This is a genomic window from Natronomonas salinimetallica (assembly GCF_013839515.1).
Taxonomy (GTDB): domain Archaea; phylum Halobacteriota; class Halobacteria; order Halobacteriales; family Haloarculaceae; genus Natronomonas.
On sequence record NZ_JACDNQ010000004.1, the window covers coordinates 125,468 to 141,386 of the forward strand.

General features: G+C 66.0%; 14 protein-coding genes and 1 tRNA gene. 6 read left to right on the forward strand and 9 right to left on the reverse strand.

Going from position 1 to position 15,919, the window contains the following annotated elements:
• The first annotated feature begins 197 nt into the window (after positions 1–197).
• On the forward strand, positions 198–1,124 hold the full coding sequence (gene ddh, locus HZR14_RS04465; protein WP_181691669.1) for a D-2-hydroxyacid dehydrogenase: 927 nt from the start codon (positions 198–200) through the stop codon (positions 1,122–1,124).
• Positions 1,125–1,148: 24 nt separating this feature from the next.
• On the opposite strand, the gene HZR14_RS04470 is transcribed toward ddh, so the two are convergent.
• The 3 genes from HZR14_RS04470 to arcC form a co-directional block, all read right to left on the reverse strand.
• Positions 1,149–1,667 carry a DUF5813 family protein gene (locus HZR14_RS04470; RefSeq protein WP_181691670.1) on the reverse strand — a complete coding sequence of 173 codons (519 nt, stop codon included), beginning with the start codon at positions 1,665–1,667 and terminating at the stop codon, positions 1,149–1,151.
• A gap of 158 nt (positions 1,668–1,825) precedes the next feature.
• Positions 1,826–2,581: a proteasome assembly chaperone family protein gene (locus HZR14_RS04475; RefSeq protein WP_181691671.1), complete on the reverse strand. Its 756-nt coding sequence runs from the start codon at positions 2,579–2,581 to the stop codon at positions 1,826–1,828.
• A 235-nt stretch (positions 2,582–2,816) separates the two neighbouring features.
• Positions 2,817–3,737 (reverse strand): carbamate kinase, encoded by a 921-nt coding sequence (gene arcC, locus HZR14_RS04480; RefSeq protein WP_181691672.1) that lies wholly within the window; start codon positions 3,735–3,737, stop codon positions 2,817–2,819.
• 53 nt (positions 3,738–3,790) lie between these two features.
• Between arcC and HZR14_RS04485 the strand changes: the two genes are divergently transcribed.
• Both HZR14_RS04485 and HZR14_RS04490 read left to right on the forward strand, forming a co-directional pair.
• Positions 3,791–5,131 carry a GTPase gene (locus tag HZR14_RS04485; protein WP_220132436.1) on the forward strand — a complete coding sequence of 447 codons (1,341 nt, stop codon included), beginning with the start codon at positions 3,791–3,793 and terminating at the stop codon, positions 5,129–5,131.
• Between the two features lie 316 nt (positions 5,132–5,447).
• Positions 5,448–6,362 (forward strand): transcription initiation factor IIB, encoded by a 915-nt coding sequence (locus HZR14_RS04490; RefSeq protein ID WP_220132446.1) that lies wholly within the window; start codon positions 5,448–5,450, stop codon positions 6,360–6,362.
• Between the two features lie 107 nt (positions 6,363–6,469).
• Here the strand turns inward: HZR14_RS04490 and HZR14_RS04495 are convergent, their stop codons facing one another.
• From HZR14_RS04495 to HZR14_RS04515, 5 genes are all read right to left on the reverse strand, one after another.
• On the reverse strand, positions 6,470–8,038 hold the full coding sequence (locus HZR14_RS04495; protein WP_181691674.1) for an ABC1 kinase family protein: 1,569 nt from the start codon (positions 8,036–8,038) through the stop codon (positions 6,470–6,472).
• 166 nt (positions 8,039–8,204) lie between these two features.
• Positions 8,205–11,483 carry a carbamoyl-phosphate synthase large subunit gene (carB, locus tag HZR14_RS04500; protein WP_181691675.1) on the reverse strand — a complete coding sequence of 1,093 codons (3,279 nt, stop codon included), beginning with the start codon at positions 11,481–11,483 and terminating at the stop codon, positions 8,205–8,207.
• A gap of 165 nt (positions 11,484–11,648) precedes the next feature.
• Positions 11,649–12,023, reverse strand: a complete 375-nt coding sequence (locus tag HZR14_RS04505; RefSeq protein ID WP_181691676.1) for a cupin domain-containing protein — start codon at positions 12,021–12,023, stop codon at positions 11,649–11,651.
• A gap of 68 nt (positions 12,024–12,091) precedes the next feature.
• On the reverse strand, positions 12,092–12,805 hold the full coding sequence (locus HZR14_RS04510; RefSeq protein WP_181691677.1) for a competence/damage-inducible protein A: 714 nt from the start codon (positions 12,803–12,805) through the stop codon (positions 12,092–12,094).
• Positions 12,806–13,035: 230 nt separating this feature from the next.
• Positions 13,036–13,106: transfer RNA gene (locus tag HZR14_RS04515), tRNA-His, on the reverse strand.
• Positions 13,107–13,248: 142 nt separating this feature from the next.
• Here HZR14_RS04515 and HZR14_RS04520 point away from each other — a divergent pair.
• Positions 13,249–13,704 carry a DUF5814 domain-containing protein gene (locus HZR14_RS04520; protein WP_181691678.1) on the forward strand — a complete coding sequence of 152 codons (456 nt, stop codon included), beginning with the start codon at positions 13,249–13,251 and terminating at the stop codon, positions 13,702–13,704.
• 115 nt (positions 13,705–13,819) lie between these two features.
• Here HZR14_RS04520 and HZR14_RS04525 read toward each other — a convergent pair whose 3' ends face one another.
• A complete protein-coding gene (locus HZR14_RS04525; RefSeq protein WP_181691679.1) occupies positions 13,820–14,245 on the reverse strand; it encodes a DUF8146 domain-containing protein in 426 nt (141 codons plus the stop codon).
• 147 nt (positions 14,246–14,392) lie between these two features.
• Between HZR14_RS04525 and hisI the strand changes: the two genes are divergently transcribed.
• Both hisI and HZR14_RS04535 read left to right on the forward strand, forming a co-directional pair.
• Entirely contained in the window at positions 14,393–14,755 is a 363-nt protein-coding gene (gene hisI, locus HZR14_RS04530; RefSeq protein WP_181691680.1) for a phosphoribosyl-AMP cyclohydrolase, read from the forward strand.
• A 7-nt stretch (positions 14,756–14,762) separates the two neighbouring features.
• Entirely contained in the window at positions 14,763–15,899 is a 1,137-nt protein-coding gene (locus tag HZR14_RS04535) for a DUF7118 family protein (RefSeq protein WP_181691681.1), read from the forward strand.
• The last annotated feature ends 20 nt before the right edge of the window (positions 15,900–15,919 follow it).

The following is a 15,919-nucleotide window of genomic DNA, read 5'->3' on the forward strand; positions in this document are numbered from 1 at the left end:
GCGTATACGTCCGGTTGCAGGTCTCTATTTGGCGGATCGATATAAATAGGTGATGGCCGATGTCCCGCGTCGATATATCCCGACGGTACTGATGTCCCGCGTCGATATATCCCGACGGTACTCGAAACGGAACGCGACGACGGCCACGGGGCCGTGCCACCACGCGGATATTTATATATCACCCGCGAACAGCCGGCGTGATCTCCACCATCGGAATCCACCGATCGGTCGAAGCCGTCTTTCCGCCGGAGAAACTCGAGACGGCGCTCTCCGATATCGAACCGGAGGTACGGACCGTCTCGACGGCGGAACTGGACGCCTGTGAGGCACTCGTCACGTTCGGCTACGACGAGCGGTTTCTCGAGTCGGGAATCGAGTGGATCCACTCGATCCAGGCCGGCGTCGACCGGTTTCCGTTCGACGACATCGAAGCCGAGGACGTCGCGTTGACGAACAGCACCGGCATTCACGGCGATACCGTCGGCGAGACGGCGCTCGGCTATATGCTCTCGTTCGCCAGGGGGCTCTACGTCTACCGGGACCGACAGCGGGAGGTCGAGTGGTCGAGACAGCCGTACGACGTCCCGTTCAGCCTCGGCGACTCCTCGGCCTGTGTGGTCGGATTGGGGACGCTCGGTCGGGGGATCGCCACCCGGGCGAACGCCCTCGGGATGGACGTCGTCGGGGTGAAACGGACGCCGACGCCGGTCGATGGCGTCGAGACCGTCTATCCGTCGGTGGAACTCGACACCGCGATCGCCGACGCCAAATTCGTCGTCCTCGCCGTCCCGCTGACCGACCGGACGGAGGGGCTGATCGGCGAGGCCGAGCTCTCGGCGATGCGCTCCGACGCCATCGTGATAAACGTCGCCCGCGGTCCCGTCGTCGAGGAGGCGGCGCTCGTCGAGGCGCTGGACGCGGACGCGATCGGCGGCGCGGCGCTGGACGTCTTCGAGACGGAGCCGCTGCCGCTGGAGTCGCCGCTTTGGCGGATGGAAAACGTACTCCTGACGCCGCACATCGCCGCCGCGACCGAGGCGTACTACCGGCGGATCGCCCCGCTCGTCCGGGAGAACGCCCGCCGGTACGCCGAGGGCGAGACGCTCACGAACCGCGTCATATAGAGGTCGGCCCCGCCGCCGCGACCGTCACAGCGGCATCGGGCCGCTGTTGCCGTCCCCGCCGGCCCCCGAACGGGCCCGCGAGAGCAACTCCGAGACCGGCGGCCGGTACTCGTAGCCGGGGACGATCCCCTCCATGTACGTCCCCTCGACGTACTCGGTCATCGCCTTCGCCATCCCCGGGACGTGGTCCGCGTTGCCCCACTCGAACTCGAAGACGGCGACGGCATCGCCGGCTTCCTCGAGGAGTCGGTACTCGGCGAAATCGACGTCCTGTCGGACGGCCATCCCGGTGTCCTCGAGGCGCAACTCGTAGGTGTCGAACCAGCCGTCCTCGACGGCCGGACCCACGTCCCCTTCGATCGCATCCGAGAGCATCGGTGCCCGGACCTCGACGGTGTACGAGTGTGCCCACTCGTCGGTCTCTTCGGCCGTCACGCGTCCGTCGAATCTCGTCGTCGTTACCTCGAACCACCGTCCGTCGCGCTCGAAGGCATCGTGGCCCTCGAAGGCCCGAACGGCGCGGTCGGGGAGTTCATCGGTCATCACGCCCCCCTACGGGCGGTTGGATAAAAAGGGCGTCGTGCGGACCCCGTCGAAGACCCCGTTCGGTCCGCGCGGTCGGACCCGTCGTTCCGGGCCACAGGGGGCCGAAGCGCCCCTCGCATACGCCACGGACGTCGCGAACGCGACGGACGGGACGATCACTGATACATGCCCGCCGCCCGCGGCGGCTGCTCCTGTTGATTTTGGTACTGTTGGAGCTGTTTTGCGACCTGCTGTTTTTGGGCTTGAATCTCCTCGGCCTGTTCGAGGAGCTCCTGGGTGTCGATGTCGAACTCGACGAGCGGCTCCAGTGCGTTTTCGATTACCGCGCGTGCGGCCCCGGGATCGGGAATGTAGGGATTCGAGCGGACGATGAGTACCGCCGCCGGGACGCCGCCCTGATAACAGTCGGCCAACAGCGCACCGGTGACGCCGCCGATGACGCCCGATCCGTCGGCCAGAGTGATGCCCGCGTCGGTGAGTTCGGCCTCCAGACGGTCGGTCGTGGCCACGCCGACGATCTCGCCGATCTGGTCTTCGGACTCCGCGGGCGCGCCGGCGAGGAAGATCGCCTGTTCGAACTCCTCGGCGACGTCGTCCAGGACGCATTGGCTCAACGATTTGACCGATCCCGGCGGGATCGGGACGTCGCTCTGTAGCGTCATCACGGCCGGGTCAATACCGGCGTAGACACGGACCGCGTTCCTGACCCGACCGTCCTCGAACGCCGCGACCGGCGGAAAATCGTCGGAGACGATCGTTCCGTGCTGGTCCAACCCCAGCTGTGCCGTGATCTGATCGACCGCGATCGATGCGACCAACCCGAGCCCTGGAAGCCCCTCGATGAGTGTCGGCGATTCGGCCTGTAGCTCGGTCGTCTTTTCGAAACGCGTAGATGTGTTCTCTTGAGACACGCAACGACACCTACGCGACCGCTCGTACGTCCGGGGGTTAATACTGACGGACAAAAGAATGTACACACGACGCACGAGGATCACGCCGTTCGACGGAGCGAACGGCGGATCACTCGTGAGTCGGTTTCATTTGAATTCGTCCACCAGTATAAGTACCACTCTGGGTTCCAGATCGTGAGAACCACGCGCGCGGCGTCGACGCCCTCCCGTCCGAACCGACGGGCTCCGGCGAACCTCACGCGACGATCTGCGTTCCCGCATCCGCCGCCAGCGCGTCCAGAAGCCGCTCGGGCGAGGTGATCACGGCCCGCTCGCCGCCCGATTCGACGAACCGGATGCAGGCTTCGACCTTCGGGCGCATGCTTCCCGCACCGAACTCGCCGGCATCGAGACGTGTCCGCATGTCCTCGGCGGTCACACGCCGAAGCGGTCTCCGGTCCGGGGTACCGTAGTCCGCGTAGGCGTATTCGACGTCAGTCAGGATGACGAGCGTGTCGGTCCCGAGCGTCGATGCGAGCAGACTCGAGGAGCGGTCCTTGTCGACGACGGCTTCGACGCCGCGGAGTCCATCCTCGCGTACGACGGGGACACCGCCGCCGCCACCGCAGATCACAAGCCCGCCCCGCTCGACGAGGCGAGCGATCTCGTCCTCTTCGACGAGTTCGATGGGGGCGGGCGAGGCCACGACGCGACGGTACGGGCGGGGGGCATCCGACACCCGCCGCGTCTCGAAGGGCTGCTCTGCAGCCCGCGATTCGGTATAGCAGGGGCCGATCGGTTTCGTCGGTTCCTCGAACGCCGGATCGTCGGCGTCGACCACGACCTGCGTGAGGAGCGTGACGAAATCCGTCGGGGTCGAGACCTCGTTGTCGAGCGCCTGTTGCAGCAGATACCCGATCTGGGCCTGGGTCTCGGCGACGAGCACGTCGAGCGGAAGTCGGGGGCTCTCCGTCGTGTTCTCCTGTTGGAGGAGCAGGTTTCCGACCTGCGGGCCGTTTCCATGCGTGAGAACGACGTCGTATCCGGCGTCGATAGCGCCCGAGATCCGCCGCGCCGTCCGCTCGATCACGTCGAGTTGTTCCTCGATCGTCCCCGAACCGTGCTCGCCCAACAACGTGTTGCCGCCCACGGCTACGACGACCGGATCGGTCCCCATGTGGGTGATCTCTGACCGGTGGTAATTCATTCTTCCGGCGGCAGGTCCCTCCCATGAGCCGGGCAAAGATCGTACTCATGGGCGCGGCGGGTCGGGACTTCCACGACTTCAACACCGTCTTCAGGGGCGACGCGGACAGCGACGTCGTCGCGTTCACCCACACCGCCTCACAGAACATCGGCGAACTCGAAGAGCCCCCGGACCGACGCTATCCGCCCGAGTTGGCGGGTACCCACTACCCCGACGGTATCCCGATCCGTCCGGAGCGCGACCTCGAGACCGTCATCGACGAGGAGGACGTCGATACCGTCGTGTTCTCGTATTCGGACGTCTCCCACGAACAGGTAATGCACCAGGCGTCACGCGCGCTCGCGGCCGGGACCGACTTCCGGATCATCGGCCCGGACCGAATGATGCTCGAGGCGGCCGTTCCCGTCGTCGCCGTTGACGCGGTCCGGACCGGCTGCGGAAAGTCCCAGACGGCCCGCAAACTCGCGGACGTGCTTCGGGAGCGCGGCGCGGACGTCGTCGTCGTCAGAGAACCGATGCCGTACGGCGACCTCCTCTCACAGCGGGTGCAGCGCTTCGAGACGATGGCCGACCTCGACGAGAGCGGCGTCACGATCGAGGAACGCGAGGAGTTCGAGGGCCACATCGAACGCGGGCACGTCGTCTACGCCGGCGTGGATTACGAGGCGATCCTCGAACGCGCCGAGGCGGAGGCCGACGTCATCGTCTGGGACGGCGGCAACAACGAACTTCCCTTTTATACGCCCGACGTCCACGTCGTCGTGGCCGATCCCCACCGATCCGGCGCGGAGGTCCGGTTTCACCCCGGAGAGACCAACCTCCGACTCGCCGACTACGTGGTGATCAACAAAGAAAACACCGCCGATGCGGACGGGATCGAAACGGTCGAGGACAACGTCCGTCGGGGGAATCCCGACGCGGAGATCATCCACGCGGACTCGACGATCACCGCGGATCGGGACTCGATCGCGGGCAAGCGCGCCCTCGTCGTCGAGGACGGGCCGACGCTCACACACGGTGACGCGCCCTGCGGTGCCGGGTTGCTCGCGGCGAAAACATACGGTGCCGCCGAGATCCTCGACCCGGGACCGGCGGCCGTCGGAACGCTCGGGGACGTTTTCGAGACGTACGACCACATCGACGACGTCCTCCCGGCGATGGGATACAGCGACGACCAGATCCGGGACCTAGAGGAGACGATCCGTGCCGTAGACCCAGAGGTCGTCGTCTCGGGGACGCCCCACGACCTCGGCCGGGTGGTCGACGTCGACGTTCCGGTCGTGCGGGTTCGCTACGAACTCGAAGAGAAGAACCTCACCCTCGATACCGTAGTGGAACGCCACCGGGGAGCGTTAGGAATATAAGATGGTGTGCTGACACGGCGATACCGAACGGGGGACGTCCTCCGGCTCTTTGCCCCATACATATACACTTTGCGAAAGGTTTATAAGTTAATAAGACTTACATAGGGTGAAGTATGCCCGAAAGGGGGATGCCGCGTCCCTCCGCTCTCCACCGGCCGACCGTCGGTATATAAAAACACCCTTCACCGTGACTCAACAACCCACCATCTCGACGCACGCACGAACCGATGACGAAACCACCTCGACAACCGATGACGAAACCACCTCGGCCGACGAACGCGAACGCGGGGACGAAGCCGAGCGCGAACGGACGTCGCTGACCTGCCCCGAGTGTGACGGTAGGCTCAAAAACAGCGGCTCGGAGACCGTCTGTGCCGAGTGTGGGCTCGTCGTCGAGGAGGACGAGATCGACCGCGGTCCCGAATGGCGGGCGTTCGACGCCAACGAACGTGACGAAAAGAGCCGTGTCGGTGCGCCGACGACGAAGATGATGCACGACGACGGGCTCTCGACCAACATCGGCTGGCAGAACAAAGACGCCTACGGGAACTCGCTGTCGGGCAGCCAACGGAAGAAGATGCAGCGACTGCGGACGTGGAACGAACGGTTCCGCACCCGAAACAGCAAAGAGCGCAATCTCAAGCAGGCCCTCGGCGAGATCGAACGGATGGCCTCGGCGCTCGGGCTTCCCCAAAGCGTTCGGGAGACGGCGTCGATGATTTACCGGCAGGCGCTGAAAAACGACATGCTCCCGGGCCGATCGATCGAGGGCATCGCGACGGCGTCGCTGCACGCCGCCGCACGGATGGAGGGAATCCCCCGATCCATCGACGAGATCGCGGCCGTCAGCCGCGTCGATGCCGAGGAGTTCAAACGCGCCTACCGCTATATCAACCGCGAACTCCGACTGGAGATCCAACCGCCGGACCCAAACGAATATCTGCCGCGGTTCGCAAGCGATCTCGACATCGACGAGGAGACCGAGCGACGCGCCCGTGAACTGCTCGAAACCGGAAAACAGGCCAATCTCCACTCGGGAAAATCGCCCGTCGGCCTCGCCGCCGCCGCGATCTACGCGGCCGCACGGTTCACCCCCGAGACGCTCACCCAAAGCGAGGTCTCGGCGGTAACCGACATCTCGGAGGTCACCATCCGGAACCGGTATCAGGAACTGCTCGAGGCCGAGGGAACGCGGCCCACCGGTAACGGCGAATCACCGCTGGCCGCCTGATACCGCCGTGGCCGCCCGATACCACCGACGAGACTGACCGCGCACCGCCAGCGAGACTGACCGCACGCGGTTCCACCCCCGTGGTTTGAGACCGAGGATGTCACGTATTATCCCCGCCATCGACCGAAGACGTAAGCGATCAAAAAGCCGACAGCGAGCGCGATCGCCGGGATCTCGTAGGGGCGTTCGTGAAACGTCAACACCGACGCGGCCACGATCGACGCCCCGGCGAGCACCGCGATACCGGCGTTTCGGTCGGCCCGATGGTGTGTCCCGACGGGATCGGTCCGGACGACCAATTCGCCGCGTTCGAGCCGCTGTAACGTTCGCTCGAACCGGGCTGGAACGCGTGCCAGCGCCGGGATCGATCCCCGGACGTCCCTCCACGTCTCTTCGATGACTGCTTCGAGTTCGGTCTCGATGAGCCCCTCCTCGATGAGAAACGACCGGACGGCAGCGAGGAAGTCGAACTCCGGGTCGAGCTGTCGACAGACACCTTCACCAATGGTACCGACCCGCAGGAGCAACATCACGTCGGGGGGGATGCGAAACGGGAAGTCCCGGAGCATCGTGGTCAGCTCGGTGAGTATTATTCGCCAGGTAACGTCCGAACGGCCCTCGAGGTTTTTGACGACGAGTTCGAGGACGCGACCGACCTCGGCCCGGTTGACGCTCGGTTCGAGCACATCGAGCGCGATCAGCGCGTCGACGAGCGCGTCGACGTCGCGCCGGACGAGTGCCCGATACAGCCCGATAATGTCCTCTCGAACCGTCGTCGGGAGCCGTTCGCTCATCCCGAAATCGAATAGCAACAGCCGTCCCGCGTCCGTCACCGCGAGGTTACCGGGATGGGGATCGGCGTGGAAGACGCCGTCGACGAGACCCATCTCGAGGTAGACGTCCGTGATGCGGGTCGCCATCTCGTGCGGTCCGACGTCGACGTCGTCGAAGGCGTCCGCCGCGGTTATGTTCCGTCCCGTCCGGTACTCCATCGCCAGCACGCGTTCCGAGGAGAGTTCCTCGTGCGTCTCGGGGATAACGACCCGGTCATCGTCGGCGAAGTTCCCACCGACCTCGGCCATGATCTCCCGTTCCCGCTCGAAGTCGAGTTCGTCCAGAATGACGTCCTCGAAGTCGTCGGCCGCGTTCCGGACCGAGTACTGCTGGCGCTCGCTCGCGGCGACGCTGACCAGGGGGACCAGCCCACGGATGACCCGGAGGTCACGTTCGACGTGGGATTTTATGCCCGGACGCCGCACCTTTAGGGCGATCCGCTCCCCCCCGTGGACGACCGTGTACACGAACGCGAGGGAGCCGCCGGCGATCGGTTCGAGCGTCGAGAAATCGAGATCGTCGCCGAGTTCCGCCCGCAGGACCGTCTTCGGATCGCCGCCCACGTCCTCGGGGACCTCGTCTTGGAGCGTCGCGAACACCTCGGCATAGACCGGCGGCACGACGTCCGGACGCGTCGAAAGCACCTGTCCCATTTTGATGAACGCCGGGCCGAGTTCCAGCATCGTCTCGCGTATCCGCTCGGCTCGACGCCGGTGTGTCCCGTCGTCGACCCCCCTGGCCGGGCCGAAAAGCAGGTACCGCCGTCTATCCCGAAGGAACGCCACGGCGAAGGGGAGAAACCGGAGGACGACCCGGACGTATCGGCGACAGAACCCGCTCATTCACGGCTGCCGCCGAAACAGGTCGATCATCCGCTGTCGGTCCATACCGGACGTTCGGGGAACGCGTATATATAACCGCGTGACGCCGCGTCGGCCTCGGATCTCCCATCCGGTGGCGGTCGCCTCCGGCCGGCCTGTTCTCCGGTGGCGGTCGCCTCCGGCCGGCCTATTCGCCCCAGTTGCGCCGTTCCGTGGGACGTTCCCCGAGCGCCACCACGTCGAGGGGTTCGTCTCGGGTCTCGATGGCTTCGACGGTCGCTCGCGCGCTCGGCACTGTCGAGAAGTAGGTGATCCCCTCCTCGACGGCGATTTCGAGGATGTCGCGGTCCCGCGAGAAGACGACGTCGATCTCGCCGCCACGCAGCGCGCCGGCGAGGTCGTCGACGTCGTCCGGCGTGTAGACCTCGAAGTGGCGTTCGGCACCCTCGCGGACGTCGGTGATGTCCTCGTTCTTTTGGGACATACCCCGGAGGGTCTCGAGGTCGACGATCGCCGTCCCCTCCGTCGGGATCCCCTTGTTGGTCGCCGATTGGGCCTTCAGATACGCCTTTCCGAACGAGCGGGCCGTTCCCATCACCTCGCCGGTCGATTTCATCTCCGGGCCGAGCCGCGGATCCGATCCCGGAAGCCGATCGAACGGGAGGACGACCTCCTTTACCGAGACGTGTTCGGGGATCTGTTCGTGAGTCCGGAGTTCGGCGAGCGACTGGCCCGCCATGACCTTCGCCGCCAGTTTCGCGATCGGGACGCCGGTCGCCTTCGAGACGAACGGGACGGTTCGCGAGGAGCGGGGATTGGCCTCCAGGACGTACACCTCGCCGTCACGGACGGCCAACTGGACGTTCAAAAGCCCCTCCGTCTCGAGCGCGCGGGCGATATCGAGCGTGACCTCCCGGACCCGTTCGAGGACCTCCTGGGACAACGAGCGCGGTGGGATCATACACGCCGAGTCGCCGGAGTGGACACCGGCGGCTTCGACGTGCTCCATGATCCCGCCGATGAGGACGTCCTCGCCGGAGCGGGACCCACTCCCGTTTGCAGGCGCGTGTGACGCGCCGACGTCGGCGACGGCGTCCACGTCGAGTTCGACCGCGTCGGCGAGGAAGTCGTCGACGAGAATCGGCTTGTCGGGGGCGACCCGAACCGCCTCCTCGATGTACTGGGCGAGTTCCTCGTCGGAGTAGACGACGTCCATCGCCCGTCCGCCGAGGACGTAAGAGGGGCGAACCAAAACCGGGTAGCCGATCTCGTGGGCGAGATCGAGCGCCTCCGACTCGCTCGTTGCGGTTCCGCCCTCGGGCTGGCTGATCCCTAACTCGTCCATGAGGACGTTGAAGCGGTCGCGGTCCTCGGCGAGGTCCATCGCCCCGACGGAGGTCCCGAGGATCTCACAGTCGAGTCCGCGGCGTTCGAGTTCGTCCTTGAGTGGCTCGCCGACGTTGACGGACGTCTGGCCACCGAACTGGACCATCACGCCGTCCGCACCGGTCTCCTCGACGACGTCGGCGACCTCCTCGGCCGTGATCGGCTCGAAAAAGAGCCCATCGGAGGTGTCGTAGTCCGTCGAAACCGTCTCGGGGTTGTTGTTGACGACGTGGGCGTCGATGCCGACCTCACGCAGCGCGCGGACGGCGTGGACCGCACAGTAGTCGAACTCGACACCCTGGCCGATCCGGATCGGGCCGCCGCCGACCACGACGACGGACTCCATCTCGCGGTCGACTTGAACCTCGCTGCCCCCGCGCCCCGTCGGTGGCTCGCGCGCGGAGTAATAATACGGGGTCGACGCGCGGAACTCGCCGGCACAGGTATCGACCTGCTTGTACGTCCGCCGGGAGGTGTCGGCTTCGACGTCGTCGACGGTCGTCCCCGACCCGTCGGGTTCGACCGGCTGGCCGGCCTCGGTATCCCCCTCCGCGACGTCCGAGGGGATCCAGGAGGCGTGGGTATCGTTGAACGCCCCGCCGGCCATCGCCGTGATCTCTTGGTTGGTAAAGCCGGCGTCGGCCGCGGGCTGGAACTCGCCGTTCCGCGCGGCCTCGGCGGCCTCGACGATCCGACCGAAGCGTTCGAGATACCACTCGTAGATCCCGGTTAGCTCCTGGATCTCATCGAGGGTGTACCCGCGGTCGAACGCCTCGAAGATCGCGTAGGGGCGATCCGGCGTCGGCCGTTCGAGGTACGCGGTTTGGAGTTCGTCGTCGCCCACGTCGACCCAGTCGACGGCGGGGTCGTACTCGGAGGACCGAAGCGCCTTCAGGAGCGACTCCTCGAACGTCCGGCCGATCGACATCGCCTCGCCCGTCGATTTCATCGCCGGCCCGAGTTCGAACTCCACGTCGGAGAATTTGTCCTTCGGCCACCGGGGTACCTTCGTGACGACGTAGTCGATCGCCGGTTCGAACGCGGCGGTCGTCTCGCCGGTGATCTCGTTGTCGATCTCGTGGAGCCGCTTGCCCAACGCGACCTTCGCCGTGACGCGGGCGATCGGGTAGCCCGTGGCCTTCGAGGCCAAAGCCGAGGAGCGCGAGACACGGGGGTTGACCTCGACGACGCGGTACTCCCCGGAGGGCGTGCCGTCGTCGCGCCAGGCGTGTTGGATGTTACAGCCGCCCTCGATACCCAACTCGCGGATGACCTTCAGCGCCGAATCGCGCATCTCCTGGTGGGCCTCGTCGGGGATGACCTGCGAGGGGGTGACGACCGTCGACTCACCGGTGTGGATCCCCATCGGGTCGATGTTCTCCATGTTACAGATGATGATACAGGAGTCGTCGGCGTCGCGCATCACCTCGTATTCGAGTTCGACCCAGCCCGCGATCGATTCGGTGATCTGGACCTCGTGGTTCCGCGAGAGCTGAAAGCCCTTGCGCGCGATCTCTTCGAGCTCCTCCATGTCGTCGACGACCCCGGACCCGGACCCGCCGAGCGTGTAGGCGGTGCGGGCGATGACGGGCAGGCCGCCGACCGACTCGACGGCGTCCTCGAGTTCGTCCATCTCCGAGATGGTCTCGGAGCGACAGACCGGCTCGCCGATCTTCTTCATGCGCTCACGGAAGAGATCCCTGTCCTCGGTCGCGTAGATGGTGTCCAGCGGCGTTCCCATGATATCGACGTCGTACTCCTCGAGGACGCCCTGTTCGGCGAGTCCGGCGGTGACGTTGAGCCCGGTCTGCCCGCCGAGGCCGGCGATGACGCCGTCGGGTTCTTCTTTCCGGACGACCTCGGCGATGGCCTCGGTCGTGATGGGTTCGACGTAGACTTTGTCGGCCATCTCCGGATCGGTCATGATCGTCGCCGGATTCGAGTTGACGAGGACGACCCGAGCGCCCTCCTCCCTGAGCGCCCGGCACGCCTGTGCGCCCGAGTAGTCGAACTCCGCCGCCTGTCCGATCTGTATCGGCCCGCTGCCGATGAGCAAAATAGTACGGTCCTCGTCTGGCATTACCCGATCGGAGTCCGTACATCGTAATAAGCCCGGCGAAAGAGTACGGAATTCGTAATTCCAGTTCGAATTTCGAACCACCGGCGGCTACCGTTCGCGGGAATCCGGCGGTGTCACCGACGTCCGTCGATCGTTCGGCCCCGTCACCGTCGGGCCGTCCCGCGCTCAATCGATCAGCTCGATCGTATCGTCGCCGTTGGGAACCGCACACAGGAACGCCCCCGTCCCATCGCCGTCGTTTCGATACCAATGGACCGTTCCGGCGGGGATCAAAAGCGAATCGCCCGCCCTGACGGTGTGCTCCTCGTCGTCGATTCCGACGACGTATTCGCCCTCGAGGACGTACTGTTCGTGTTCGACCTCGTTGGTGTGTTTCGGCACCGACGCCCCGGATTCCAACTCGAAGCGACGGATCGCGAGGTTCGGCGCTCCGTCGTCGGGGCCGACGAGGACGCGCTTCGAGAGCCCGTCACCGGCCTCGACGGTGTGCTGTTCGATCGAGTCCGCGCGCTTGAGGAGCGGCTGTGGGGTCCCGGACATACGCCCGACTACGGGGGTCGCCGACTTGGAACTGTCCATCCATCGGGGGCCGATCCCGGCCCCGCCCGTCACTCCGAGAGGACGACCCGCTCGCGGAGCCACGCGTCCGCCTCGGCGAGCGTCTCGTCGTCGGTGGCGCTGATCTTGAGGCGGTTGTGTCCCGCCTCCCGATCGGGATAACAGCCCACCCGGACGCCGAAGCGCTCTCTGACCCCGTCGAGGCGCTCGATGAGATTCGCCTCCGGCTCCTCGGTGTAGAGGTACCGCGAATCGACGTCGCCGTCGAACTCGTCGGCCACCCCCTCGAACATCCCCCTCATCTCCGAGGGGATCCCCGGCAGCACGTAGGTGTTCTCGACGACACATCCCGGCGACAGCCCGACCTGATTTATCAGTGGCCGCGATCCGGCCGGGATCGCCGCCTCCCCGGAGACGTCGACGTCCAGTTCGGGGTACTCGTCGGCGATCGCCTCGAGGTGGCGCTCGACGGCCGCGCGGGCGAGGTCGTTCTCGACGAGGTCGCGATCGAACGCCGCCGCCACGCCCTCCATCGTCACGTCGTCGGGCGTCCCCCCGAGGCCGCCGGTCACGACGAGGGCGTCGAAGCGCTCGCTGTAGCGTCGGGTCGCCTCGGCGATCACGTCCGTCTCGTCGGGGACGGTCAACACCCGCTCCGTGGTCACGCCGCGGTCGGCGAGTTCCGCGGCGAGCCACCTCGCGTTCGTGTTCGTCGTGTCCCCGGCAAGGAGTTCGTCGCCGACCGTCAACAGGGCCGCGTTCATATCGGTGGTTCGGTCGCGGTGCTCAAAAAGTCGCCGCACGTGCCGCAGTACGGCCTCTCGTTGTCCGATGGCTCGGCGTCGACCCCGGTGGACGCGTTCGCGTGGCGAATACGGCGGTCGCTCGCAAATCCGTCGGTCGCTCACAAATCCGTCGGTCGCTCACAAATCCGTCGGTCGCTCGCAAATTCAGCAGTCGCTCGCGGTGTACCGTTCGTGTAAATAATCTGTCAGTCCGGGTGCGGGAATTGAACCCACGTCCCAGCCACCACAAGGCTGGAGGATACCACTACCCCAACCCGGACACGCATGAACAACTACGCGGGCTCCGAGTAATATACGTTTCGGACTTCAGAGATGTATGGAATGCGAGACCACACGGTTCCTGCGAACGCATCTCACCCGCTGTCCGTGGGTTTTTCACTCCCGACCGACTACCGGTAGCCGTGGCGATCACGGACAAGATCTACGTCAAAAACCACCGCCAGCTCGCCTCGCAGTTGGACACGAGCTTCCCGAAGAGCGCCTTCTCCGGCGCGACGCTCGATATCCTCTTTTCGGGCGACGGGATCGCAAAGCTCGACGAGGCCTCCCGCGACCGGGTGTTGGATTTCGCGGAGGACTTCCTCGATTGTGGCTGTCAGGGACACCCACACTGCGGCTGCCCCGAGCGGAAGTTCGTCTCGTATCTGCTCGAACTCCGAGCGCAGGGGCTCGGCCCCGACGCCATCGTCGACGTGATGGGCGACGACTACCTGCTGTACGCCTATCCGGGCGATGTGCTCTCGTTTCTGGACGACGCGGTCCGGACGCTGGAGGCGGCCGAGCGACTCGCCGACGTCGACGGCCGTCCGGAGGCCGAAGGTCGGATCGGGCGGCGAAAGCGACAGCTCTCGCGGTGAAAACACGGTCCCGGGACCGGTGCCGCCGACGGCGTCGTGCTGTTGGCTGTCCCCAGTGCACGCGAGTCACGACCTCGGGATGTGAAAAGCGAGTCACGACGGACGGACGGTAGTATCAGCCCAGCCGGAACGGCTCCTCTTCGTTCCCCTCGCTGTCGAGGTCCTCGAGTTGGATGACCTCGTCGGCCTCCTGGGCTTCGACCTGCTGGCTGAGTTTCGTGACGTACTGTTTGTACTCGTCGAGCTGTTCGCGGAGGTGTTCGGCCTCCAGCTCGAGGCGTTCGTGCTCGCGGACGAAGCTCTTTGGAACCTCGACCTTCGGCGGGAAGCTCTCGGCCGCGGAGGTGGTCTCGGAGGCGCTACCGCCTTTGAGTTCGTGTTCCGGGACGACCCGGACCTGCCCGTCGTGAGCAACGAGGGTGTCCACGTAGTCGCGGAACACGGCCGAAAGCGAGATGTCACGCTCCTCGGCGATCTCCCGGAGGGTCTCGAACGCCTCCTCGTTCACCCGAAAGGAGATCGTCTTGTTCTTGTTGCCCATAGTTGTCACTATTCGTGCGCCGTCGTATTTAAACGTTCGTCAGACGCGCGTCCGTCAGCCGCCGCGCCGCGGGCGTCTCATGGGTCGCCGGCCCCCGCCGGGAGTCCAAGGAAAAGGCCTATGCGGCGAAACGACGACCGTTCGATAATGAGCGTCGATCTCGCCTTCGAGGAAAACGAACTGCTGCCGGCGGTCGCCCAGGACGCCGACTCCGGCGAGGTGTTGATGCTGGCCTACGTCACGCGGGAGGCCCTAGAGCGGAGCCGCGAGACCGGGGAGGCCCACTACTACTCCCGGAGTCGCGAGGAACTGTGGCACAAAGGATCCACCAGCGGTCACGTCCAGCGCATCGAGGGGATCCGCGTCGACTGCGACGGCGACGCGATCCTCTATCTCGTCGACCAGGAGGGCGGGGCCTGCCACACCGGCTACGAGAGCTGCTTCCATCGGACGATCGACGGCGAGATCGTCGGCGAGGAGGTCTTCGATCCCGACGCGGTGTACGAGTAACCGAACGATGGCTGAACCCAACGACCCGACGGCCGCCGACGAACTCCGTGCCGCCAGAACGCGCGTCGAGGACCTCCGATCGCGGCTGGCGGGGACGGCGCTGGACCGGTCGGCCCTGGAGACGGTCGCCAACGCCTACCGATCGGTCGAGACGGTCCTCGATCGCTGGGAGGAGCGCGCGACCGACTGGGACGACTTCGAGGGGTACGTCAAGTTCAGGGACGATCTGGCGGAGACCCTCGAATCGGTCCCCGACGACGTCCCCGAGCGGGAGGCGTTCCTCGACGCCGACGACCACGTGACGACGGGCGGCGTCTCGAAGTCCCTCCGGACGGACGATTTCGACGCCGCCCGCGAGGCGCTCGCTCCGGCGCGGGAGTACGCGGACCTCCGCGCCGACCTCGAGTCCGCGATCGAAGCCCGCGAGGAGGCGAGACAACGGGCCGAGCGTCGAAAAGCGGACCTCCGGGCCCGGATCGAGACGCTCGACGAGCTCCTCGAACTCGGCGAGGCGGACCTCGACGCGCCGATAGAACGGCTCGAAGGGCCGATACGGGCGTACAACGAGGCGATCGAGGACGCCTTCGAGACGTTTCGGCGCGAGGCGTCCACGGAACGGCTCCTCGGGTTCGTCGAGCGGGCCGCCGAGACCCCGTTCGTCGAGTACGAATCCCCCCCGGCGGACCTCCTCGGGTACGTCCGGACGCGGGAGGCGGGCGGGCACCCCGTTGGGACGCTGCTCGAGTACGCCGACTACTCGACGTCGAAGCTCTCGCATTACGTCGACGACGTCGACCTGTTGAAACGCCGCGTCGCGACGAACCGGACGTACCTCGAGGGGCTCTCCGCGGACCCGCTGTCGATCGAGTGGCCCCCCGAGCCGGCCGAATCGCTCCGCTTTCGGATCGAGGAGCTGCTCGGACTCGTCGGCACGATCGCCGGGGCGTCGACCGTCTCGACGCTCCGGGAGGTCCGTGAACTGACCCGCGAGGACGACTACAAACGGCTCCGGGAGGCCGCCCGCGCCGACGCCGAACTCGCCGACGAGGAGCGACGCAAACTCGAACGCGGCGAGATCGAGGCCGAGCGCTCGGCCGCCCGGGAGGAGCTCGAACGCCTCGAGGCGCTCCTCTCGGGGCGCTGACCGCGGACAGGCCGTCCACG

Bases quoted from the DNA above. Each gene is read 5' to 3' on its own strand.
- HZR14_RS04470 (WP_181691670.1), bottom strand. From the start codon at position 1,667: ATGACCGATGAACTCCCCGACCGCGCCGTTCGGGCCTTCGAGGGCCAC.
- arcC (WP_181691672.1), bottom strand. From the start codon at position 3,737: ATGGGGACCGATCCGGTCGTCGTAGCCGTGGGCGGCAACACGTTGTTG.
- HZR14_RS04485 (WP_220132436.1), top strand. From the start codon at position 3,791: ATGAGCCGGGCAAAGATCGTACTCATGGGCGCGGCGGGTCGGGACTTC.
- HZR14_RS04495 (WP_181691674.1), bottom strand. From the start codon at position 8,038: ATGAGCGGGTTCTGTCGCCGATACGTCCGGGTCGTCCTCCGGTTTCTC.
- carB (WP_181691675.1), bottom strand. From the start codon at position 11,483: ATGCCAGACGAGGACCGTACTATTTTGCTCATCGGCAGCGGGCCGATA.
- HZR14_RS04505 (WP_181691676.1), bottom strand. From the start codon at position 12,023: ATGTCCGGGACCCCACAGCCGCTCCTCAAGCGCGCGGACTCGATCGAA.
- HZR14_RS04510 (WP_181691677.1), bottom strand. From the start codon at position 12,805: ATGAACGCGGCCCTGTTGACGGTCGGCGACGAACTCCTTGCCGGGGAC.
- HZR14_RS04525 (WP_181691679.1), bottom strand. From the start codon at position 14,245: ATGGGCAACAAGAACAAGACGATCTCCTTTCGGGTGAACGAGGAGGCG.
- hisI (WP_181691680.1), top strand. From the start codon at position 14,393: ATGAGCGTCGATCTCGCCTTCGAGGAAAACGAACTGCTGCCGGCGGTC.
- HZR14_RS04535 (WP_181691681.1), top strand. From the start codon at position 14,763: ATGGCTGAACCCAACGACCCGACGGCCGCCGACGAACTCCGTGCCGCC.